The organism is Alkalinema sp. FACHB-956 (assembly GCF_014697025.1).
GTDB lineage: Bacteria > Cyanobacteriota > Cyanobacteriia > Leptolyngbyales > Leptolyngbyaceae > Alkalinema.
On record NZ_JACJRC010000048.1, the window covers coordinates 1 to 22783 of the forward strand.

16 protein-coding genes are annotated in these 22783 nt (G+C 50.3%); 5 read left to right on the forward strand and 11 right to left on the reverse strand.

Annotation, left to right across the window (positions count from 1 at the left end; genetic code table 11):
• Nucleotides 1-140 precede the first annotated feature (140 nt).
• Nucleotides 141-3521, reverse strand: a complete 3381-nt coding sequence (locus tag H6G21_RS24605) for a tetratricopeptide repeat protein (protein ID WP_199307428.1) — start codon at nucleotides 3519-3521, stop codon at nucleotides 141-143.
• A gap of 143 nt (nucleotides 3522-3664) precedes the next feature.
• Between H6G21_RS24605 and H6G21_RS24610 the strand changes: the two genes are divergently transcribed.
• Entirely contained in the window at nucleotides 3665-4468 is an 804-nt protein-coding gene (locus H6G21_RS24610) for a Uma2 family endonuclease (RefSeq protein ID WP_190577137.1), read from the forward strand.
• A 255-nt stretch (nucleotides 4469-4723) separates the two neighbouring features.
• Here the strand turns inward: H6G21_RS24610 and pflB are convergent, their stop codons facing one another.
• Complete coding sequence (gene pflB, locus H6G21_RS24615; RefSeq protein WP_190577172.1) at nucleotides 4724-6952, reverse strand: formate C-acetyltransferase; 2229 nt, start codon at nucleotides 6950-6952, stop codon at nucleotides 4724-4726.
• A 347-nt stretch (nucleotides 6953-7299) separates the two neighbouring features.
• Here pflB and H6G21_RS24620 point away from each other — a divergent pair, with 347 nt between their 5' ends.
• Nucleotides 7300-8016, forward strand: a complete 717-nt coding sequence (locus tag H6G21_RS24620) for a 4Fe-4S single cluster domain-containing protein (protein ID WP_190577139.1) — start codon at nucleotides 7300-7302, stop codon at nucleotides 8014-8016.
• Between the two features lie 11 nt (nucleotides 8017-8027).
• Here the strand turns inward: H6G21_RS24620 and H6G21_RS24625 are convergent, their stop codons facing one another.
• Together H6G21_RS24625 and H6G21_RS24630 are read right to left on the reverse strand one after the other, a co-directional pair.
• Nucleotides 8028-8423, reverse strand: a complete 396-nt coding sequence (locus H6G21_RS24625) for a response regulator (RefSeq protein ID WP_190577141.1) — start codon at nucleotides 8421-8423, stop codon at nucleotides 8028-8030.
• Nucleotides 8424-8490: 67 nt separating this feature from the next.
• Nucleotides 8491-9582, reverse strand: coding sequence for an alkene reductase (locus H6G21_RS24630; RefSeq protein ID WP_190577143.1), 1092 nt, complete (start codon nucleotides 9580-9582; stop codon nucleotides 8491-8493).
• Nucleotides 9583-10004: 422 nt separating this feature from the next.
• Here H6G21_RS24630 and H6G21_RS24635 point away from each other — a divergent pair, with 422 nt between their 5' ends.
• Together H6G21_RS24635 and H6G21_RS24640 are read left to right on the forward strand one after the other, a co-directional pair.
• Nucleotides 10005-10931: an RNA polymerase sigma factor, RpoD/SigA family gene (locus H6G21_RS24635; protein WP_277875335.1), complete on the forward strand. Its 927-nt coding sequence runs from the start codon at nucleotides 10005-10007 to the stop codon at nucleotides 10929-10931.
• A 191-nt stretch (nucleotides 10932-11122) separates the two neighbouring features.
• On the forward strand, nucleotides 11123-11902 hold the full coding sequence (locus tag H6G21_RS24640; protein ID WP_190577145.1) for a transglutaminase family protein: 780 nt from the start codon (nucleotides 11123-11125) through the stop codon (nucleotides 11900-11902).
• A gap of 56 nt (nucleotides 11903-11958) precedes the next feature.
• Here the strand turns inward: H6G21_RS24640 and H6G21_RS24645 are convergent, their stop codons facing one another.
• The 5 genes from H6G21_RS24645 to ppsA all read right to left on the reverse strand — a co-directional run bounded on the left by H6G21_RS24645 (nucleotide 11959) and on the right by ppsA (nucleotide 16612).
• Nucleotides 11959-12540 carry a Uma2 family endonuclease gene (locus tag H6G21_RS24645; RefSeq protein ID WP_190577147.1) on the reverse strand — a complete coding sequence of 194 codons (582 nt, stop codon included), beginning with the start codon at nucleotides 12538-12540 and terminating at the stop codon, nucleotides 11959-11961.
• Nucleotides 12541-12602: 62 nt separating this feature from the next.
• Entirely contained in the window at nucleotides 12603-13013 is a 411-nt protein-coding gene (locus tag H6G21_RS24650; protein ID WP_190577149.1) for a type II toxin-antitoxin system VapC family toxin, read from the reverse strand.
• On the reverse strand, nucleotides 13001-13225 hold the full coding sequence (locus H6G21_RS24655) for a hypothetical protein (RefSeq protein ID WP_190577151.1): 225 nt from the start codon (nucleotides 13223-13225) through the stop codon (nucleotides 13001-13003). Before H6G21_RS24655 ends, H6G21_RS24650 begins: the two co-directional genes overlap by 13 nt.
• Nucleotides 13226-13440: 215 nt before the next feature.
• Complete coding sequence (locus H6G21_RS24660; protein WP_190577153.1) at nucleotides 13441-13956, reverse strand: universal stress protein; 516 nt, start codon at nucleotides 13954-13956, stop codon at nucleotides 13441-13443.
• Between the two features lie 199 nt (nucleotides 13957-14155).
• On the reverse strand, nucleotides 14156-16612 hold the full coding sequence (ppsA, locus tag H6G21_RS24665) for a phosphoenolpyruvate synthase (RefSeq protein ID WP_190577155.1): 2457 nt from the start codon (nucleotides 16610-16612) through the stop codon (nucleotides 14156-14158).
• A 431-nt stretch (nucleotides 16613-17043) separates the two neighbouring features.
• Between ppsA and H6G21_RS24670 the strand changes: the two genes are divergently transcribed.
• A complete protein-coding gene (locus H6G21_RS24670; RefSeq protein WP_190577157.1) occupies nucleotides 17044-17349 on the forward strand; it encodes a hypothetical protein in 306 nt (101 codons plus the stop codon).
• An 83-nt stretch (nucleotides 17350-17432) separates the two neighbouring features.
• Here the strand turns inward: H6G21_RS24670 and H6G21_RS24675 are convergent, their stop codons facing one another.
• Together H6G21_RS24675 and H6G21_RS24680 are read right to left on the reverse strand one after the other, a co-directional pair.
• Entirely contained in the window at nucleotides 17433-18797 is a 1365-nt protein-coding gene (locus H6G21_RS24675; protein WP_190577159.1) for a response regulator, read from the reverse strand.
• Nucleotides 18798-18867: 70 nt separating this feature from the next.
• Nucleotides 18868-22374, reverse strand: coding sequence for a GAF domain-containing protein (locus H6G21_RS24680; RefSeq protein ID WP_190577168.1), 3507 nt, complete (start codon nucleotides 22372-22374; stop codon nucleotides 18868-18870).
• Nucleotides 22375-22783 lie beyond the last annotated feature (409 nt).

Here is a 22783-nt window from a genome sequence, read left to right on the forward strand (position 1 = left end):
ATCCCCGCGCTACGCGCCGCTGCGCTAGAAATAAGGGGGACTTTGAATAAATTTGGCTGAATTCCCCCCTTATTAAGGGGGGTTAGGGGGGATCGGATCTGTAGCCGTGATCAATCAATTTGGCCTAAAAATCACCTTTTCTACAAGCCATTGCCGAGGAGAATGAAGGGTGCCCAATAGTAGGGGTGGGAGGAGTCCGCAATGCGTGATGGGTCAATTAGTGGGCGTGCCCCGGCCCGTTGGCGCATCGCTTGGGGCGTCAGCTTTTGGGCGATAAGCACTTGTTGAGCTTGCTGAAGCGCTTGGGCTTTGCTCATGCCTCGTTTCAAAGCTTCATAGAACGCAGTCATCAACACTTGAGTCCCACCATCATCCACAGGCCACAGGGACGCGATCGTCGCTCTAGCTCCAGCCCGTTGGAACTGGTAGCCCAATCCCAGAATTTCCTGCCCACTGCCCAGAACATCCCCAATCCCAGTTTCGCAGGCGCTGAGAACCACGAGGTCTACGTTACTCATGGAGAGGTTTTGAATCTCGGGTAGGGGAATGGTTTCACCACTGCCAAGGGCAATAAAAGATTGTTCGCTATCGCCAACGATGAATTTACCGTGGGTGGCAAGATGCACAATATTATAACTGTTCAGTTGAGGCAAAAGAGAACTTCGATCGAAGGCGGTGCCAATCAGGGGAACTGTCGGTAAGAGCGTCTTCAGGGAATCAACTTCTTTAATGGTGAAGGGAATGCCTGAAAAGGAGAAGGATTGATTGCCAACTTTAATCGTGTGGAATTCGTCTCCGTAGGCTCCGGCCAGGACTTTGGGTTGTCGGGTGGGTGCGGTGTTGAGTTCTTGCAGCGATCGGGCAATGATGTTGTTGATGCGGTAGCGTTGGACGAGCCATTGTTTACCGTCGTGGAGGGTGGCGAGGGGAACGTAGCGCAGGACGCCATCGGGGGCATAGATGAGGGTATTGGGTTTGGCGGCTTGTAGATCGGCTTCGAGGGGTTGGATGAGCCAGGTGTAGAGTTGCTGGGCGAGTTTCTGGGTGGTTTGGGGGTCGCCGGGGGACTGGAGGGCACGGCGGAAGTCGGTGATGGTTTGGTTGAGTTGGGTGCGGGTGAGGTTTTTGACGGTGCGACGGAGGGGAGGGCTGTTGGGGGTAGTGATGATCAGTTCCAGCCGATCGTCGAGGATAAGGGGATAAATTAAGGCTGCATTGAGGGTGTTGAGGTTATTGCGTAGGGTGTTGAGGTCTTCTAGGTTGAGGTTTTGTTGGCGGGCGGTGCGGGTGAGTTGACTGAGGAGGGTTTGGATGGGTTCGCTATCGATGAATTGGTTAAATTGTTGATTAATCTCAGTTTCGAGTTGAACCAGTTGGGCCAGTTCTTGGGTTTGGCTGGGGGAAAGGGCGTTTTTAGCGTTGAGTTGTCGGAGCTTTGCGAGGCGATTGCCGATTTCAGTGGCGTTTTTTTGGAGTTGTTCGTAGCGTTGGAGGATTTCTAATTCAGGTTTAAGAATGATGAGTTGGGCGTTGTCACTGCTGCGAGTGTTGCGTAGATAGTCTTCGATTTCTTGGACTTTGAGGAGATCGAGTACCTGTTGCGCTTCCAAAATACGATCGTTTTCCAATAACAGATCGGCTAATCGACGGTAGGTCACAGCAATGGAATCTGTGTAGGTTTTCTGGGTTGCTTTGGGTAGTTTACGAATGTTTTGGCGCAGGGTTTCGTAAACATTGACCGATTGCTTATAAAAGACGATCGCGGCCTGGGGGCTATCTTGCCGTAGCAGCCAACCTATATTATTCAGCGTAATTGCTTCACCAGAGCGATCGCCCACTGCACGTCTCAGTGGTAAAGCTTGATTGTAATAGTCCAGCGCTTTCTGTTTCTCGCCTAAGTCATCGTAGACACTACCCATATTGTTGAGAGTGGTAGCTTCTCTGCTACGATTGCCCACTGCCCGTAATATTGGTAAAGCTTGATTGTAATAGTCCAGCGCTTTCTGTTTCTCGCCTAAGTCAGAGTAGACCCCGCCAATATTGTTGAGGGTGGTGGCTTCACCGGAGCGATCGCCCACTGCCCGTCTCAATGGCAAAGCTTGATTGTAATAGTCCAGCGCTTTCTGTTTCTCGCCTAAGTCAGAGTAGACACTCCCAATATTGTTGAGGGTGGTGGCTTCACCAGAGCGATCACTTACTGCACGTAACATTGGCAAAGCTTGATTGTAATAGTCCAGCGCTTTCTGTTTCTCACCTAAGTCATCGTAGACTCCACCAATATTGTTGAGGGTGGTGGCTTCACCGGAGCGATTGCCCACTGCACGTCTCAATGGCAAAGCTTGATTGTAGTAGTCCAGCGCTTTCTGTTTCTCACCTAAGGCATCGTAGACTGCACCAATATTGTTGAGGGTGGTGGCTTCCCCAGAGCGATCGCCCACTGCACGTCTCAGTGGCAACGCTTGATTGTAATAGTCCAGCGCTTTCTGTTTCTCGCCTAAGTCATTGTAGACTTGACCAATATTGTTGAGGGTGGTGGCTTCACCAGAACGATCGCCCACTGCACGTATCAGTGGTAAAGCTTGATTGTAATAGTCCAGCGCTTTCTGTTTCTCGCCTAAGTCAGAGTAGACCCCGCCAATATTGTTGAGGGTGGTGGCTTCACCAGAGCGATCGCCCATTACCCGCCACAGTGGCACGGCTTGATTGAAATAGTCCAGCGCTTTTTGTTTCTCACCTAAGGCATCGTAGACAAGACCAATATTGGTGAGGGTGGTGGCTTCGCCAGAGCGATCGCCCTCTGCCCGTCTCAATGGCAAAGCTTGATTGTAATACTCTAGGGCTTTCTGTTTCTCGCCTAACGCATCGTAGACAAGACCAATATTGTTCAGGGTGGTGGCTTCGCCAGAGCGATCGCCCTCTGCCCGTCTCAATGGCAAAGCTTGATTGTAATACTCTAGGGCTTTCTGTTTCTCACCTAAATCATCGTAGACCCCACCAATATTGTTGAGGGTGGTAGATTCGACGCTGCGGTTCCCCACTGCCCGTAATAGCGGCAAGGCTTGATTATAATAGTCCAGTGATTTCTGTTTTTCGCCTAAGTCAGAGTAGCCAAGACCAATATTATTAAGGGTGATGGCTTCACCATTTTGATCACCTATTGCACGCAACAGTGGCAAGGCTTGATTGTAGTAGTCCAGGGCTTTTTGCGTCTTGCCGAAATCATGACTGATTCGGCCCAATACTAATAATGAGAATGCTTGTTTATCCTGCGCATTCGCTACCCGACTCAATTGCAACGCCTTTTCAAACAGGTCGATCGCCTTTCGCAAAGATTCTGCACTCCCTTCCTTGAAAAGACGCCTTCCTTCCTGGATGAGCCGATCGATCTCATTTGCTGGAGCAGACTGCGCAACTGTCGGCGCGATCGGTTGTGCGGTGACAGGCACGATCGTTCCCGGCGCGATCACACCTACCAATGCCAGCAACAACGCCATCCGAATCGTCGATCGACCGATCGTCATACAGTCCACTCCCAGCAAATTAACCTACCTGCAATCTATCATTCTCACGCCCACCCACCTATGTATCCTCGCCCTGTTGTAACAATCCCTCCCCATCGCCCAATGCTAAAATAGCGCCATTGCAGCCCAGGAGAAGTTCGACCATGAACCAACCCATCACCACCAAGCCGCTGCCGAGCATGGGAGCCCTCCCCACCATGCATGACCTCCCAAGCGACGACCCTCTGGAGCCCGGTTTGCCCGACGAATTTCATGGCCTACAGCCCCAACTCCTCGCTGAAACCTTAAGTCTCACCACCTACAGCGCCAGCGAAACCTTCTGCGCCTTCGACCTCAACCTTTACTACGACCCCAACAACACTGGCTGGTATAAGCGTCCCGACTGGTTTCTCGTCGTCGGTGTCCCCCGTCTGTATCAAGGCAAAACCACCCGATCGAGCTACGTCACCTGGGATGAAAAAGTCAATCCTGTCATCGTCATTGAATTCCTGTCTCCAGGAACTGAATCAGAAGACCTCGGCCCCTTTGCCAATAAACCCTTACCCCCGGCACAACCCGGCAAACCCCCCAGCAAATTCACCGTCTACGAGCAAATTCTGAACATTCCTAACTATCTCGTCTTCAACGAAGCTGACCAACAATTACGCTATTTCCGACTCGTCAATGGACGCTACGCAGAACAAGCTCTCTCCTTAGAGAATCCATGCATTTACATCCCAGAACTGAGTTTGGGGTTGGGATTATGGAACGGGACTTTTCGAGGCATTCCCCAGGCTTGGTTGCGCTGGTGTGATGCCGATGGCAATTGGTTACTCACCGAAGCCGAAACCGAACGTCAAGCAAAAGAACAGGCTGAACAAAAGATGATCCAAGAACAACAGATCCGTGCACGACTGGAAGCCTACCTGCGATCGCAGGGCATTGACCCGGACAATCTGCCAGGATAGTTGAGAGTCGGTATTAACCAAGGACTAATTCAGTATCTTGTACTTCATTCTACGATCGCTGTAGTACAAGATAATTACGGATGACTGTAAACTCCGTCGTTTGATAACCCTATAAAAATCCCCAGAGGTATGAATTCTGGGGACGATTACAGAGGTGACCTAAAGGAGTTATTTGAGGGAGAATGCCTCCCTACAACTCCTGATTCAACGGATTACCAGACTTACCAGTGACCAGATTGACCAGAAATCGTGAATTTACACCTGGCTATGGAACGTCCGTTGAATCACATCTAACTGCTGCTCACGGGTGAGTTTAATAAAGTTCACCGCGTAGCCTGACACCCGAATCGTGAGCTGCGGATAGAGTTCCGGGTGATCCATGGCATCCAGCAACGTTTCTCGATTCAGCACATTCACGTTGATGTGGTGACCGTTGTCATGGAAATATCCATCCAGTAACCCCACTAAATTCCGCACCCGATCGCCCTCGATTTTACCCAGCGCCGATGGCACGATCGAGAACGTATTGGAAATGCCATCCTGGGCGGCGGCGTAGGGAATTTTAGCCACGGACGCCAGCGACGCGATCGCGCCATTGGTATCACGGCCATGCATGGGATTCGCACCCGGTGCAAAGGGTTCTCCCGCCTTGCGGCCATCGGGGGTGCTGCCGGTTTTCTTGCCGTAAACGACGTTGGAGGTAATCGTCAGGACGGATTGGGTCGGCACCGCATTACGATAGCAGCGATGTTTCTTCAATTCCGCCATGAAGGTTTCCACAATTTGTACAGCAATATCATCTACTCGATCGTCATTGTTGCCGTACTTGGGAAATTCACCGGAGATTTCGTAATCCACCGCTAATCCAGCTTCATTTCGGATCACATTCACCTGCGCATACTTGATGGCAGAGAGGGAATCCGCCACCACCGAGAGTCCTGCAATGCCACAGGCCATCGTGCGGAGAATGTCACGATCGTGCAATGCCATTTCAATCCGCTCATAGCAATATTTATCATGCATGTAGTGGATAGCATTCAGCGTATTGATGTAGGTTTTAGCTAGCCAAGCCATCATTGTCTTAAACCGAGCCATCACCTCATCGTAGTTCAAGACCTCTCCCTGAATCGGTGCATAGCAAGGCCCCACCTGCTCCCCAGATTTTTCATCCTTGCCACCGTTAATGGCATAGAGCAGGCATTTGGCGAGGTTGACCCGTGCACCAAAGAACTGCATTTGCTTACCAATCCGCATGGCAGAAACACAGCAAGCGATCGCGTAATCATCCCCCCAGTACGATCGCATTAAATCGTCATTTTCATACTGGATGGAACTACTGGCGATCGACACTTGGGCACAGTATTCCTTAAACGGACGCGGCAACTGTTCCGACCAGAGAACCGTCAAATTTGGTTCCGGAGCTGCCCCAAGGTTCTGTAACGTGTGCAACATGCGGAAGCTGGTTTTGGTCACCAACGGTCGCCCATCGATGCCCATGCCGCCGACACATTCCGTCACCCAGGTGGGATCGCCGGAAAAGAGATCGTTATAGTCCGGCGTGCGCAGGAAACGCACCATGCGTAACTTCATCACGAAATGATCGATCAATTCCTGCACTTCGGATTCCGTCAGCGTCCCGTTTTGCAAATCCCGCTCAAAGTAAATATCCAAAAACGTTGAAACCCGACCCAGGGACATGGCCGCACCGTTTTGTTCCTTCACCGCAGCCAAATAGCCAAAATACAGCCATTGCACCGCTTCCCGACCGTTGCTAGCAGGCCGACTGATATCAAACCCGTAGCACTGCGCCATGGTTTTCAATTCAAACAGCGCTTTAATTTGATCGGAAATTTCTTCGCGGCGTTGCAGCACGGATTCATCGATCGTATCGACTTCCAACGATTCCTGCTGCGCTTTCTTATCAGCAATTAAGCGATCGACCCCATAGAGCGCAACCCGGCGATAGTCCCCGATAATCCGGCCACGACCGTAGGCATCCGGCAACCCGGTGATAATCCCCGAATGCCGCGCCAGTCGCATATCTTTCGTGTAAGCATCAAAGACCCCATCGTTATGGGTTTTGCGATACTGCGTGAAAATCTCCATCACCTTCGGGCTGATTTGGTACCCGTAGGCCGCTAGCGAGTCCCTTACAACACGAATCCCCCCAAACGGCATAATCGATCGCTTGAGGGGTTTATCAGTTTGTAGGCCCACGACTTGTTCTAAGGTTTGGTCAATGTATCCGGCAGCGTGGGCGGTAATGCTAGAAACAACCTCGGTATCAACATCGAGAATCCCCTTTTCGCGCTCCGCTTTCATCAGTTGAAGCACCTGTTGCCAGAGGGTTTGCGTTCGATCGGTCGCTGGCGTTAAAAATGCCGCATCTTCTGTATAAGGCTGGTAATTTTTCTGAATAAAGTTGCGAACATCGATGTCCTGCATCCATCGATCGGGGTGAAAACCTGTCCATTCGGTGAGCATCGGTGTCACCAATCCTTTCTGCTTACGTGTGAACTCTTCTACGGTTCTAATCTAGGCCACAAAGATGAGAAAGTTGTGAGGACGATTGCAACCCTGTTGTCGCATTTGTTATGAAATCCTGGAATAGCGATCGTGGGTCTAGTGGTCAATCCATTCAGACTAGTGGTCAATCCATTTAGAAATTAGCTGGATCGACCATTCGCGACCCTCACAAAATCCTCACGTTTTCTGCCTACCCTACCAACAGGTGTTGATCCCATCACATTTCACACCTATCTAGTAGCGCTTTGATCCGCGCCTCTAGCAACACCCATCGATTCAGTGTCCAGTCCTGAGAGGTCTTTGTGATGAGCCATGAATTACTACAACCGACGGAACAACTACTGGCAATCCCTCCAGGGTATTTGAACATCATGGGATATGTGGATGAGTCAGAAGTCAATGGCCCTGGGTGCCGTGCGGTGATTTGGGTGCAGGGCTGTTTGCGCCAGTGTCCGGGTTGCTTTAATCCCGAATCTTGGTCGTTTGAAATCAATCAACTGGTGTCGATCGATCGCCTCGTGCACCAAATCCTCAGCAATCCCCGCAATACCGGCGTGACGTTTTCCGGCGGCGAACCGTTTTGGCAAGCTCCCGCGCTCACAGAACTGGCGAAACAAGTGAAGGCAGCGGGGTTGAATGTGATGTCCTTTACCGGATTTACCTTGGAGCGGCTGCGATCGGACTATGCCCCCGCCGGAGCGCAGGAACTGTTGGCGGAATTGGATATTCTCATCGATGGCCCCTATATTGCAGCCCTAGCAACCCACTCACCGGATTCCCCCGTGGCATCCAGTAATCAGCGGGTGCATGTGTTTAATCCTGCGTTCCAAGACAAGATTACCTGGGCCAGTGATCAAATCGAAATTCACATTCTCAAAGATGGCACCCGCATCATTACCGGCTATCAGCAATTTAGTGAAGAGAGCCCCCTCTACGACGAAGACGAAGACGAAGACGAAGCAGCTCTGTGGTCAGAAGAAGTTCCCCGCGATCGCGTGTATGAAGAAGAACTGGTGGGCTAGAACTGCTGTCTCTAAGCGGATGGACTATCTAGATCCCAGCTTAAAATGTTCGCAATTTGATTAGCTAGCTGTAAGGGATCAAAGGGTTTTGAGACAAAGCCGGTCACAGCGAGATCTGGATCAGCGTAATCTGTCGGTTGATTGGCTTGACCTGTCATGAAAATCACAGGAATGTGACTGGTTTCAGGTTGGGATTGCAAATGCTGCAAGGTAGTCATGCCATCCATATCTGGCATCATCAGGTCTAGCAAAATGGCATCGGGAGACTCGATCGCGGCTTTTTCCAAGGCTTCCTGGCCTGAGCCAGCCGTCGTCACCTCCCAGCCTGCCATCATTTGCAATGAGATTTGAGTTACCTCGCGGACGTAGGATTCGTTATCCACGACCAGTATGCGCTTCGCTCCCATGCAGCCCATCCTCCCTCTAGCTATTTCTATCTTAGATGAGAGAAGATGGGAGCGGGATGTTGTACGGTTAGACGGGCTCTGCAAGGGCCGCAGAGGCTAGGGTCGGGTAGTCTGTATACCCTTCGGGGCCGGGGGTATAAAAGGTGGCCGGATTGGGTGGGTTAAAAGCTGCGTTGTGTTGAATGCGTTCCGGCAAATCGGGATTGGCGATAAAGAGCGATCCAAAGGCGATCGCGTCCACTTTGCCAGCGGCGATCGCGGCGTTGGCTTCTTCGGGACTGTAACCCATATTGCCGATTAAAGTACCTTGGTAGTACTCCCGAATGGGCGTTAAAACATCCCCCTGTTGCTGCTGGGCAAAGTCACTGCGCATCACATGCAAGTAAGCGAGGTTGAATTCATTGAGCTTGGTCGCTAGCCAAGTGCACACCCCGATCGGATCGCTATCAATCATGCTGTTGTAGCTATTCAGGGGGGAAATGCGCAGCCCGACGCGATCGCTGCCCCAGACGGTGCAAACGGCGTCAATCACTTCTAGCATGAACCTGGCCCGGTTGGCGATGATCCCCCCGTAGGCTCCCGTCCGTTGATTTGAACCATCCCGCAAAAATTCATCCAGCAAATAGCCGTTGGCCCCATGCACTTCGACGCCATCAAATCCCGCTGCTTGGGCGTTTTTGGCGGCTTGCTGGAAGCCTGCAACGATGCCTGGAATTTCCTCATCGTGCAACTCCCTGGGGACTGTGTAGGGCTGCTTGCCTTGGGGGGTGCGAACTTCGTCGTCGGTAATGGCGATCGGGCTTGGAGCCACGGGTTGGCGGCCATTGTTCAACAGCGGATGGCAGGCGCGGCCCCCATGCCAAATTTGCAGAAAAATGCGTCCACCGGCGGCATGAACAGCATCGGTAGTTTTGCGCCAACCCGCGATTTGGGCCTCGGAATAAATTCCTGGTTCTTTCCAAAAGGCGGAATTGCCTTCCATAGCCATCGTCGCTTCGGCAATGATTAACCCTGCACTGGCCCGCTGGGCATAGTACTCGGCCATGAGGTCACCGGGAACATGGTCAGCCTCGGCCCGACAGCGGGTTAAGGGAGCCATGAGGATGCGGTTGGGCAAGGTGAGTGCGCCGAGGGTCAGGGGTTGAAACAGCAGATCCATTGTTGTGAGTCCTTGGTTGTAAGTCCTTGGGGGATGTCGCGACAGGGTTGTATCCCTTCAGAAGGGATAACGCTGAAACGTATGACTTTAGAACGCTACGTTAGAACGCTACGTTAGAACACTACGTTAGAACGCTATTTGTTAAAGTTTTGCGATGGTTTATAACGATTTGAACAACAGATTGCCAAAGTATAGTTAATTACCAAAGTAGAGTTACATGTTCGATCGTTCCTAGAGGCGTTCTTGAAATTCATCTTGCCATAGGTTTTAGAGTTCTTACAACACTACGATCGGACAACATTACTAAAGGTAGAAGGATGGCCCCTGAACTCCAGGTAATTTGAAGGCAAGAAGACTTGCAGTACAGGGACAAAGCAATGATGAACTCGGCAAATTCACGTTTTTCCGGCCCCACTAATACCATGCGTTCTTACCTCCAGGACATTGGACGTGTGCCTTTGCTGACCCGTGAGGAAGAAATTCAATATGGTCAGCAAGTCCAGAAAAGGGTGGAATATCAGGCGGTCAAAGCGGCTCTCGCCGCAAGGCTAGGCCACGACCCCAGCCTGGAAGAATGGGCTGCGGAACTGGAACTGACGGTGGATGAATTGGAAGCGGTTGTGGAAGCGGGTGAGTTTGCCAAACGACGAATGGTAGAGGCTAATCTGCGATTGGTGGTGAATATTGCGAAGCAATACCAAAATCGTAATGTAGATTTACTTGACTTAATTCAAGAAGGGGCTTTGGGATTACAAATGGGGGTGGAAAAGTTTGATCCCGATCGGGGGTTTAAGTTCTCTACCTATGCCTATTGGTGGATTCGCCAAGCCATTACCCGCGCGATTTCCCAAAGTTCGCGGACGATTCGATTGCCGATTCACTTGGTTGAGGCATTGAATAAAATTAAGCGATCGCAACGGGAATTATCCCAAAAATTAGGTCGTACGGCTACGTTAAATGAAATTGCTACGGAATTGGATTTAGAGCCTGAAAAAGTGTTGCAATATTTATCCTATGCAAAACGTCCAATGTCACTAGATATGAAAGTGGGTGACAATGAGGACACGGATCTTGTGGATATTCTGGAAGATGAATCGACATCTCCCGCCGTGCACCTAGAAAAAGTGGCGCTATCCCAGGACTTGCAAAGCGCGATCGGTGAACTTCCTCCCATCATGCAGGAAATTTTGGTGATGCGGTTTGGTTTGGACGGCAATGAAGCGCTATCGTTGTCAGAAGCAGGGCGACGGCTGGGGATGAGCCGCGAGCGGGTTCGGCAAATTCAGCAAAAAGCCTATAAACTTCTGCGACAAGGGCATTCCGAAATTCGCCATTATTTAGCGAGTTAAGCTTGGCCAGTTAAATGCCCTCAGTGAGTCAAGTGCTATTTGACTTGCCGGATACAATCTATTGGGACGGAGTGGCGTATTATTGGTCTATTATTAAATGCTGATCCTCTATTGCTGATAATTGTGTTTCTGAAAACGTTGCATTTTAGGAAGTTTGAGCTATATTTACGATGCGTTGATTGAGTGATCCAATGCGATTTGATTTTGGCTGCCGGATGCAGTTTTCTAGTAGTGTGGATGTTCCTGTTATTCTGATGCTGCGCCCGCGTAGTGGCTATCGGCAATGGATTGTTCAGGAGACCTATGCCCTGGAACCCTTTACACTAGTGACGGAATACACCGACGGTTACGGCAACCTCTGTCAGCGATTGATTGTACCCGCGGGCGAATTTCAGCTCCAGGTGACAGGCCAAGCGGAAACCTTGGGGTTATGGGAATTGGATCAAACGGCACCATGGATCGCGATCGAAGCGTTACCGGATTCAATTTTGCAATTTGTGCTACCCAGTCGCTATTGCGAATCTGATCAGGTTTACGATTGGGCCAGTGAAATTACTGCGAATTTAGAGCCGGGATATGCCCAAGCGGAAGCGATTCGGCAGTGGATTCATGACAATATTCAGTATCAGTATGGGACCAGTGATGCCTCAACTTCTGCGCTGAATGTCATCCAAAGTCGCCAAGGGGTCTGCCGAGATTTTGCCCATTTGGGGATTGCGCTTTGTCGGAGTCTCAATATCCCGGCCAGAATGGTAGTGGGGTATTTGCATGGCCTCAAGCCGATGGATCAACATGCTTGGTTTGAGGCTTATCTGGGCCATCGCTGGTGCACCTTTGATGCAACCCAAACGGAACATTCGGAGGATCGCATTGTAATTGCCTATGGGCGGGATGCGGCAGATGTGGCCCTTGTGACCCAGTTTGGGCCGCTACAGCTGAACGAGATGCAAGTCTGGATTGAGGCAATGTAAGGGGTGGTGATGGGTGCAAGCGCGAGTTGTCCGGTCTAGTTGAACAGTTTGCAGGGTTAGCTGGAGAATTCGATCGCTTCATACAGGTCTTGCAGGGCGATTTCTACCGAGATAGAAGCTAATGTCAATTTGTCTTCCAGGCTGTTGTATTCCGTAAATAACCATTGATTCTCAGCTTGTTTAACATAGTGTTCCACATGGGGACGATCCTGGTTGACTAGGACATATTCTTGGAAGGTGTCGATCGATCTGTAATGGGAAAATTTATCACCCCGGTCATAGCCTGCGGTTGAATCGGATAATACTTCTGCAATCAAAATTGGATTCATGACTGTATCCCGTCGATCGGGCTTGAGTTCCACGGGACGTGGCGTGACCATGATATCTGGGTAAGTATATAAGTTTACACCTGGAATCCAAAGGCGTTGATCGGTCATAAAAATGCTGTAGGGCTGTTTGCGCAGAGCACCTGTGAGCAGAAAAACAAACATCCGCACGATTTCATTATGGGCTGGTGTGCCTCCGGTCATCTCGATAATCTCCCCGTTACGAAACTCGTTGCGACTGGTGGACTCCACCTCTAGGGCCAAATATTCCTCGGCGGTATAGCGTTTTGTGAGCGGGGCGATCGGGCTCATAGGGGATCCTTACTAGTTTTGGATGAATTGAGACGTTAGAAGTTGGAAATTAGAATTATCCATTACCCAGAAGACTCCATCAAATAGCCAGTTAATTCAGTATATTGGGAAAATACACCATCTACACTTGCCAGCTTTGCCTGATACTCTAGAGCCGTTGCAATAATCATTCGATCGAACGGATCTTTATGGATAGGTGACAATTGAACCGCTCGAGCTGCAATGCTTGGAGTCAACGGAAAAATCTCAATTCCTAATGGCGCAAGCGCTCCTTGAAACCATTCCTGGACTGTAAAAGGTAGCTTGAGCCGCCCTTTCTCCTGAGCTAAAGTAATCTCATAACACGATACTGGCGAAACCCCAATCCGTTGGGCGGATGCCAGCTGATCAACCCACGCTCCTGGAAAATTATCAAGATTTCGATTCACCAGCCAAATCCAAATGTGAGTATCTAAAACTATCATTTCAGACATTCCCAATCCTCTTCATCCACGATCGGGCCAACAATATCACCCAAAACTTCAATTTTCCCAGCCAGTGGGCTATCAAACGATCTATACTTTCCACTGATCGGCACCGAACTCTCCAAAACCGTCACAATCAAACGAGCCGATTGTACCTCCGGTTGTTCATCCAGCCAAACCACCTGGCCGTTTTCATAAATCGCTTCATAACTTTTCAGCATGATCATTCCCCTCAGTAAGCATATAGATCCTAGCAGTCTTCCTTGCTTCCCTCAAGTTGCTTTCATTGTAGATGAGTCGCAGCTTCGATCGGTAGATCCAGACTTCCGTAGGAGATATAGCGTCGCTGAGCAATGATAAATCCGTAGTCGCACCACCTCGTTGTTCTCTTTCCCATTCCCTATCAAATCATCCAAAACGTTCTTTGATCGACTTCCTATTGATCTTCCTTTTCGCCAACGTCTATTTTTTCCGACTCCGTTTGCACGACTAAAACTGAACATTGAGCATGGTGCATGACGTAATTACTGACGCTACCCAGTAGTATTTCCGACAATCCCCGGCGTCCCCGCCGACCAATCACAATCAAATCAATTGACCGTTGTTTAGCAACTTCACAGATGATTTGTTCAGGGTGTCCCAGTTGTTGAATATAATCCGTTGTTACCCCTTGGGCTTGGGCTTGTTCCGCGTGGTGGTGTAGGTATTCCTGACTGGCTTTCTCGATCGTTTGCCACTGTTCTAGGTAAAACATCACCGCTTCATCCTGGAGCAAGGGCACTTTCATGTTGGGGTATTGATAGGCAATATCGGCATATTCCGGATCAAAAAACGAAAAAGCATGGAGCAAGGTGAGGGATGCCCCCGTTGCCTTGGCGATCGCGATCGCTTCCTCTAGTACCTGCTGACTATTTTCCGTGCGATCCAATGCGACTAAAATTTTTTTAACCATAACCCACCTCATTCAAATTCGTATCTATCAAACTTGTATCTACCAAACTTGTATCTACCAAACTTGTATCTACCAAACTTGTATTGATAAAAACTCTATCTATCAAAGGTCGCAAGCATTTCCCTGAACATTGTTAGAATCGAAAAAGTCGGTGGGAAAAGCCAGTCTGCATGGCAGATGACCCTCCCACCGTTCTAGGCTAGCCTTGTTGTAACTTGCGTTCTGCTTGATCGATCTCTAGGGTCGTCTTCAGCACAGAATCTGGGTTGAGGCTAATGGAATCAATCCCCAGTTCCACCAGAAATTGGGCGAATTCTGGATAGTCGCTAGGGGCTTGGCCACAGATGCCGATTTTGCGTCCGTTGGCTTTGGCCGTGGCGATCGCTTGGGCAATCATGCGTTTAACCGCAGCATTGCGTTCGTCGAACAGATGGGCCACCAATGCAGAATCGCGATCGAGTCCTAGGGTCAATTGCGTCAGGTCATTGGAACCAATGGAAAAGCCATCGAAGACTTCACTAAAGCGATCGGCCTGCATCACGTTACTGGGCAATTCGCACATCACATAGACTTGCAGTCCATTTTCGCCCCGCACTAAGCCATGCTGACTCATTTCCAGCAGTACCCGTTGCCCCTCTTCCGGCGTCCGACAGAAGGGCACCATCAGCACCACATTGGTCAGCCCCATCTCATTGCGTACCCGTTTCATCGCTTGGCATTCTAGGGCAAAGCCTTCCCGATAGCGATCGTCGTAATAGCGCGAGGCTCCCCGCCAACCAATCATCGGGTTTTCTTCTCGGGGTTCAAACTGACGCCCCCCAAGCAAGTTGGCATATTCGTTACTCTTGAAGTCCGACAGCCGCACAATCACGGGTTTGGGATAAAATGCCGCCGCAATCGTGCCAATGCCAAAGGCTAACTTATCCACAAAGAAATCAGCTTTATTTTCGTATTGTGGAGTGAGGTCTGCAATTTTGGCCTGGGCAACCCGATCGTCGAGATCATCAAAGTTCAACAACGCGAGGGGATGGGCTTGGATGTGGTTGGCAATAATAAATTCCATCCGTGCCAGCCCAACGCCATCATTGGGAATAGCCGAGAGACTGAACGCTTCCTGGGGATTACCCACGTTCATGAGAATTTGCGTTTGGGTTCGGGGTAAATTTTCTAATTCAAATTCCTGAACTTCAAAGGGCAAAATGCCGTTGTAGACTTTCCCCTCTTCCCCCTCCGCACAGGAAACGGTCACCGCTTGCTTATTGTGAATCGTGGTCGTGGCCGTCTGACAACCCACGATCGCCGGGATGCCCAACTCCCGCGCAATAATCGCCGCGTGGCAAGTCCGTCCGCCCTGATCCGTCACGATCGCGCTGGCTTTTTTCATAATCGGTTCCCAGTCGGGATCGGTGCGGCTTGTCACGAGGACTTCCCCCGCTTGGAACTGGTCAATTTCCTGCACATTCAGAATCACCCGCGCTTGGCCGTGGCCAATCATTTCCCCCACCGCACGACCTGTAACGATCGGGGTGGCAACCTTGGCTTCGATCGGGCCGAGGCGATAGGATTTCAGCACGTTCTTGGTCTTTTGGGATTGCACCGTTTCGGGCCGCGCTTGGACAATGAAGAGTTCATGGGTAATGCCATCCTTGGCCCATTCAATATCCATCGGGGTTGGGGTTTCCCGCACCGCAGAATAGTGATCCTCAATCACACAAGCCCATTTAGCCAGTTGCAAAATTTCCGTATCTTGCAGAGCAAACTGTTGGCGATCGGCGTCGGACACGGGAACGTTTTTGGTTTGCTTGGAACCGCCCACATCGTAGACCATTTTGATCTCTTTGCTGCCCAACCGCTTATCGAGAATGGGTTTAAAGCCTTGCTGCAATGTGGGTTTAAAGACTAAATATTCATCCGGGTTAACGGCCCCTTGAACCACATTTTCCCCTAAACCGTAGGCAGCGGTAATCAGTGCCGCATCCTTAAAGCCGGTTTCCGTATCAATGGAAAACATCACACCGGAACAAGCTAAATCCGATCGCACCATTTTTTGTACGCCCACGGAAAGGGCAATACTAAAGTGATCGAATCCCTTAATTTGGCGATAGGAAATGGCCCGATCGGTAAAAATTGAGGCAAAGCACTTATGGCACGCTTCCAATACACTATGCACACCATGGACATTCAGGTAGGTTTCCTGCTGTCCGGCAAAGCTGGCATCGGGCAAATCTTCAGCGGTTGCACTAGAACGCACTGCAACATCGGTATTTGTGCCAGACTGAGGGCAAAGCTGTTTATAGGCAGCGGCGATCGCGTCTTGCAGATCCTGGGGAAAAGGAGTTCCTAAAATGAGGGCCCTTGCCTGTTTACCCACCTCCCGTAGATTGGCCACATCTTCCACGTCCAACGTGGCAAAAATGGCCCGCAGTTTTTCTTCCAATCCGGCTCCCCGAATAAAATACCGATAGGCGTAAGCAGTGGTTGCAAATCCCATCGGTACCTTGACTCCCTTGGCGGTCAATTGTTGGATCATTTCGCCCAAGGATGCGTTTTTCCCTCCTACTAACGGAATATCTTGGATTCCGACATCGCTGAACGGCAGGACGAGGGCGCATTCTTTGGTAGCGGTAATGTTGTCTTGACAGAATAGAGTTTCCATAGATAATTCCTCTTTAGCAACTGGAAGGAGAACAACGACCGTCCAAGCGAAATTGTCTAAGTGCAAAATTCCCGAAGTGTGACATGACCTAAGTTCGATATGACCTGAGTTCGATATGACCTGAGTTCGATATGACCTGAGTTCGATATGACCTAAGTTCGATATGACCTAAGCGCAAAATTGTCTAACTGGGTCAGCAGCATAGGGGGCCGGTGCACCATTGTTGGAGATTGTTGGGGGGGCGGTTAGGGTTCTCTTGGCGTTTCAGTTGTCTCACTTTTGGTTGTAGGCCAAATAGTTGAGGAACTTGTGAAGGTTTTGTCAGATTTTCCTCACAGGTTTCTCAACTCCGATCGCTAAATTGGGATCAATGTTCTCCGGAAATCTAGAAAACCGTTTTGATATTCCTTGATAGCCTTCGATTAAACTCTATGGAAACTTGCCCCTGCTGTAATAATCAACTCCTCTCCTATGTCCGTCCTGGATCAACCTATTGGTTTTGCCGGACTTGCTGGGCAGAAATGATTCCGCTATCTGAGTTACAGGCGATGTGCCACCATCGATCGGCCCCTGGGTTACCGCAATCGCTGCCGACGACCCCGGCGATCGAAGCACCTGTGCAGGTCTTGAATTTGCGTCCTTCCAAGCGATCGAAACTGTCAGAACGATCGAAACTGTCAGAGACTCATTCTGATGTGCCATGGCACGATCGGGAGACGATCTTAGAGGTGGCCTAGCGGTGACCTCGGCTGGGAATGCCTTACGGCAACTTACAGCAGCTTACGGTAACTTACAGCAGCTTACGGTAACTTACAGCAGCTTACGGTAGGTGTGTAGGAATTGTAATGACAAATTCCGTGACTAAGTTGCTCTCAATGCCAAAGTTATTCTCGATGCCAAGGTTACTCTCAATGCCAAAGTTGTTCTCGATACCAGATGAACTGTCTGTCTGGGATCGAGAGTGATGGGTGAGACTCCCGTGATGTTTTTCAACCACAATTTCGTGGGCCACCGACAATCCCAGCCCCAACCCTTGCCCTACGGCTTTGGTGGTAAAGAAGGGGTGAAATAGCGTTGTTTTCGCCTCTTCCGGAATCCCTAAGCCATTATCTGCAATGCGAATCGTTATAGTATTGGGCGTGTCTAAGCGGGTTTGAATGGCGATCCTAGGATGAAAATTGAGGTCAGGATGGCTCGCGACCTTTTGCTCCAAAGCATCGATCGCGTTGTTGAGCAAATTTAAAAACACCTGATTCATTTGGCGGGCATAACAGGTGACTGGGGGCAATGGCCCATACTGTTTGACGACTTCGATCGCAGGGCCATTTTCTTGCGCTAGCCGATGTTGCAACAGCAGCAGCGTACTGTCGATTCCTTCGTGGAGATCGATCGTTTTAATTTCAGATTCGTCTAAGCGTGAGAAAATGCGGCAGGCTAGGACAATCGATCGAATCCGTTCAGCGCCGTTGTGCATGGAACTGAGGAGTTTTTGCAAATCCGGGACGAGAAACTCTAAATCGGCTTCTGCGATCGTGGCTTCGACGTCCGGGGATGGGGTGGGATAGGCCGCTTGATAGGCTTGGATGACCTTGAGTAAATCTTCAACGTATTCCTGCGCAGGCTTCAAATTCGCTGCAATAAAGTTAATCGGATTATTGACCTCATGGGCAATTCCCGCAACAAGTTGCCCTAGGCCAACCATTTTCTCCCGTTGAATCAGTTGGGCTTGGGTTTGCTTCAGGTGGGTCAACGCCTCTTGGAGGCTGCCATTCTGCACCTTTAACTGCTGGTTCAGATGGCAAATAGTCAGTTGGGTTTGAATCCGGGCCATGACTTCGGCAAATTGAAAGGGCTTGGTGATGTAGTCCACGCCACCCACTTCAAAGGCTTTCACTTTGTCAGCGGTACTGTCCAATGCACTTAAAAAAATGATCGGAATCGCAGCCGTCGCGGGATCCTGTTTCAACTGCTGACAGACTTCAAAGCCATCCATGTCTGGCATGGTAATATCCAACAAAATCAAATCTGGCGGTAAACTGCGGGCTGCGGTGAGCGCCATGGGGCCGTTCAAGGCTTTGCGAACGCTAAATCCCTGTTCTGTGAGTAGGGCGGATAAAAAGCGAATATTGTCGGGTGTATCGTCCACAACCAAAATATCTGCTACAGGAACGGACGGGGAACTCATGGTCGATTACCAATAGAATGAGAAATTTAAATGACAAACAGATCGGGATTCAGATCGGAATTCAGCAATGCTAGCTGGCAGTTAACGCCATCAAGCGATCGAAGCGTAGATTATCGACTAAATCATTGAGGGCTTGGGCTAGCTCACTATGGTCTGGGGGAATGTCTTCGATCAGTTGAGTGAGGCTCGCATCATTGCCTTGCGTGGCGGCTTGATGCATCTGGTTGATCCACTGGGTTGGCATCATGACTAAGGCTGAGGCATCTAGGACAAAATTAGCTTGCTCGGCAGTGGAAGATTGGGCCTCTAGGAAGGCTGGGGGATCGATCGCTTCATAGCAATATTCCACGCCTAAATGATCGGCCATTTTTTGCCAAATTTCCTGCTCTTGAAACGGTTTCCGCACAAAATCATCACATTTTGCCTCCAGAATTTCCTGCCGCTGTTCTTCAAAGGCACTCGCAGTTAGGGCAATGACGATCGTGGGGGTTCCCTGGGGATCGGTTTTGATCCGGTGGGTGGCCTCATAGCCATTCATCACAGGCATTTGCATATCCATCCAAATCAAGTTCGGCTGCCACTGGTGCCAAACGTCGATCGCCTGTTGGCCATTGGCGGCTTCCTGCACTTCAAAGCCCACAGAACTGAGCAACTGCACTAACACTAGGCGATTGGCTTCTTCATCATCCACGACGAGAATGCGATAGGTCGGCTCGTGGGGGGCAAGGCCAATGACCTGTTGCGGAACCATCGATCGCACGTCCGAGAGAATGGGTTCCGTCACGCCCGCCTCGATCGTAAATTGAAAACAACTGCCTTCTCCAACCTGGCTGGTAACGGTAATTTCACCACCCATGAGTTGGACAAACTTCTGGCTAATCGGCAATCCTAGTCCGGTGCCCTTGCGGGATTTCAGACCCGATTGGGTTTGGCTAAAGGGCTTAAATAATTGGTCAAATTCCTGGGGAGCAATGCCGACCCCGGTGTCTTGGATGGTAAAGCTAAGCCGAATTTTTTGAGCGGATTCTGCAACGGGGGTCGATCGTACAGTTAATCGCACCTCCCCCGTTTCTGTGAACTTAATGGCATTCCCCAGCAGATTAATCAAAACCTGCCGCAGTTTACTTTCATCGGTTTCTAAATAATAGGAAATGGGATCACAATCGAAGGTCAGCTTCAATCCCTTGCTTTCTGCGGTAGGTCGGAGCATTTCCTCGACATTATCCACCAAGCAATCCAACGCAAATTGGCTGGGGGTGAGGGTCATCCGCCCTGCTTCAATCTTGGACATATCCAAAATGTCGTTAATCAGCGATAACAGATGTTCTCCACTGCGGCTGATAATACCGACTTGAGTTTGATGATCGATCGACAGGGATTTGTCCCGCTGCATCAGTTGCGTAAAGCCTAAAATGGCGTTCAGCGGTGTGCGTAGTTCATGGCTCATATTGGCCAGAAATTCACTTTTGGCCCGGTTGGCGGCATCCGCTGCTTCCTTCGCTAGTTTAAGGGCACTGGATTGGGCTTGGGTGCGGGCAAGGAGTTCTGCCTGCTGCACCGCAACGCCTAACTGACTGCCCACTTGAGTCATGATTTGGATCTCAGCGGTTTCCCACTGGCGCGGCGCGGAATTCTGATAGGCGGCCAACAGTCCCCACAGTTGATTCCCCAGCATAATCGGCACAATCAAATACGATCGGGCTTGCAGATGTTCCAGCAATTGCAAATAACAGTCGTCAAAGCCTGCTTTATAAATATCCGGTGCACAGCGATAGGGAATCCCTTGGCGATAGGAGCCGCCTTGGGTTTCCTTCAGATAGGTGTCTTCGATTAGATTGTCGGAACTGTTGAGATCCTTAGCTTTGCAATAGGGTTGGTTAATGGCGCTGGTGGAAAATTCAGGGTTACAAACATTCGTTTTGAAGGGAACCCAGCCGCTAGCAACGGCTTCAGCAACCATTTCACCGCTCCAGTCGGGGTTAAACCGATAGACCAAGACCCGATCGCAGTGGATCGCTTGGCGGAGTTCTTGGGTCGTCGAGGTGAAAATCGTTTCTAGATCCAAGGTTTGGCGCATTTGCTGAATCACGCGGGAAGTGGCTTGTTCCCGCTCGGCGGTTTGGCGCAGCGTAATTTCTGCCCGTTTACGATCGCTAATGTCCGTATGGGAACCTGTCATTCGGAGGGGGTTGCCTTGGGCGTCCCACAGGGCTTGGCCTCGGGCTAAAATCCATTTGTAGGAGCCGTCTTTACAGCGCATCCGAAACTCGTGGGCGTAGAACGGTGTTTTTTGGGCGAGGTGATTTTGGATGGCTTGATGCACTGGATTGTAATCTTCGGGATGAACCCGTTTTGACCATTCCTCTAACTGGTTCGGAATTTCGGCGTCTTCATAGCCCAACATCTGCTTCCAGCCCGGAGAAAAGAACACTTGATTGGCTTGAAGATTCCAATCCCAAATCCCATCATTACTGCCTCTTGCTGCTAATTGCCAACGTTCTTCACTGGCTCGTAGGGCGGCTTCGGCGGCAGTCCGTTCTTGAATTTCTTTTTCTAACGCTACGTTCACGGCGACTAATTCTGCGGTGCGTTCCTGGACGCGCATTTCCAACTCATCGTAGGCTTGGCGCAGTGCGAATTCTGCCCGTTGCCGCTGAAGTTCGATCGCGGCGCGGGCAGCAAACACCGTCATGATGGCTTTAGCATTTTCTTCGTTCGTGAGGGGGCGATCGTGGGTGACACACAGAACGCCAATGACATTTTGTTCACCATCCAGCAGCGGGACGCCTAGGTAGCAAACCGCTTCCATGGTTTTGAGGCTGGGCTCTTCCGGAAAGTGGGCGGTGACGGCCTCCGGATAATAGGCGAGACGGGCCTGATCTACCACTACCTGGCAGGGCGTTCCGGCAATGGCATAGTCCTGGTTACTGACCATCCGATCGTCTGGCCAAAAGGCGAGGATGCGCAATTGATCGCCCCGATCGCCCACCCGTTCTGAGACAAAGGCATGGCGGACATTGAGGGCCGTTGCCAAGGTTTCCACCAAGGCTGGAAAGAACGCCTCTCCAGTGACTGAAGCGGTGCCTGCCACAATATTTTTTAAGGTTTGCTCTGCCTGCTGCCGTTCTTCGCGGGCCGCTTCGCTGACGGCAATTTGTTGTTCTAATTGCTGGTTAATGGCTTCGAGTTGCTCGGGGGTGCGCAGGGCAAGGAATTTGGGCAGAAGCTCACTCAATGCCAGGGCGGTGTAGCAAGAAATCAAAGCAGTCAGGGCTTTTTCGATGCCAGAGAGCCAGTAGGCGGGATGCCAGAGAGTCCAGATTTCCAACAAATGCCCGGTGCCGCAGAGAATGATGAAGGCTCCAAACAACCCGAAAACCTTGGAAAACGGAATGTCGCTCCGTTTGTAGATGAAGTAGATCAGCATCGCCGGAATCGAAAAATAGGCGATCGCGATTAACAAATCACTGACCACATGGAGACCGACCAGCGGCGTTTGCCACAGATAGCAGTGTCCATGGGGCATGTAGGTATCGGGCGCGAAAAGGGTTTGGAGAAGTTCCCACATCTGGTTCATTGGCGGAATCTTAACGGGAGGACAAAAGAGATGCCACGATCGGCACTTTTCTTCACAAAAGTATAAGAAATCCACCCTAGGAATGGCCACCGTTGATACACTCAAACCGCTGATACACCCAAATCACTGATACACTCAAACCACAATGGTTTGATGCCCCCTGGGAATGCTCCTAGACTGCCTCAGGAGTCGGTCAGTTAACAGTTGATCAGTTACAGGAGTCGGTCAGTTAATAGTTGTCAGTTAATAGTTGTCAGTTAATAGTTGTCAGTTAAGTAGGTGGGTAGTGTTCTTTTGTAAAGGATGGAGGAAAATAGAGAGACGTGATTCATTGATTCAGTCATGTCATCTATCCCAGCCTTCCTCCGATGTCCGAACTGTGGCTCCGAAGACATCATGAAAAACGGAA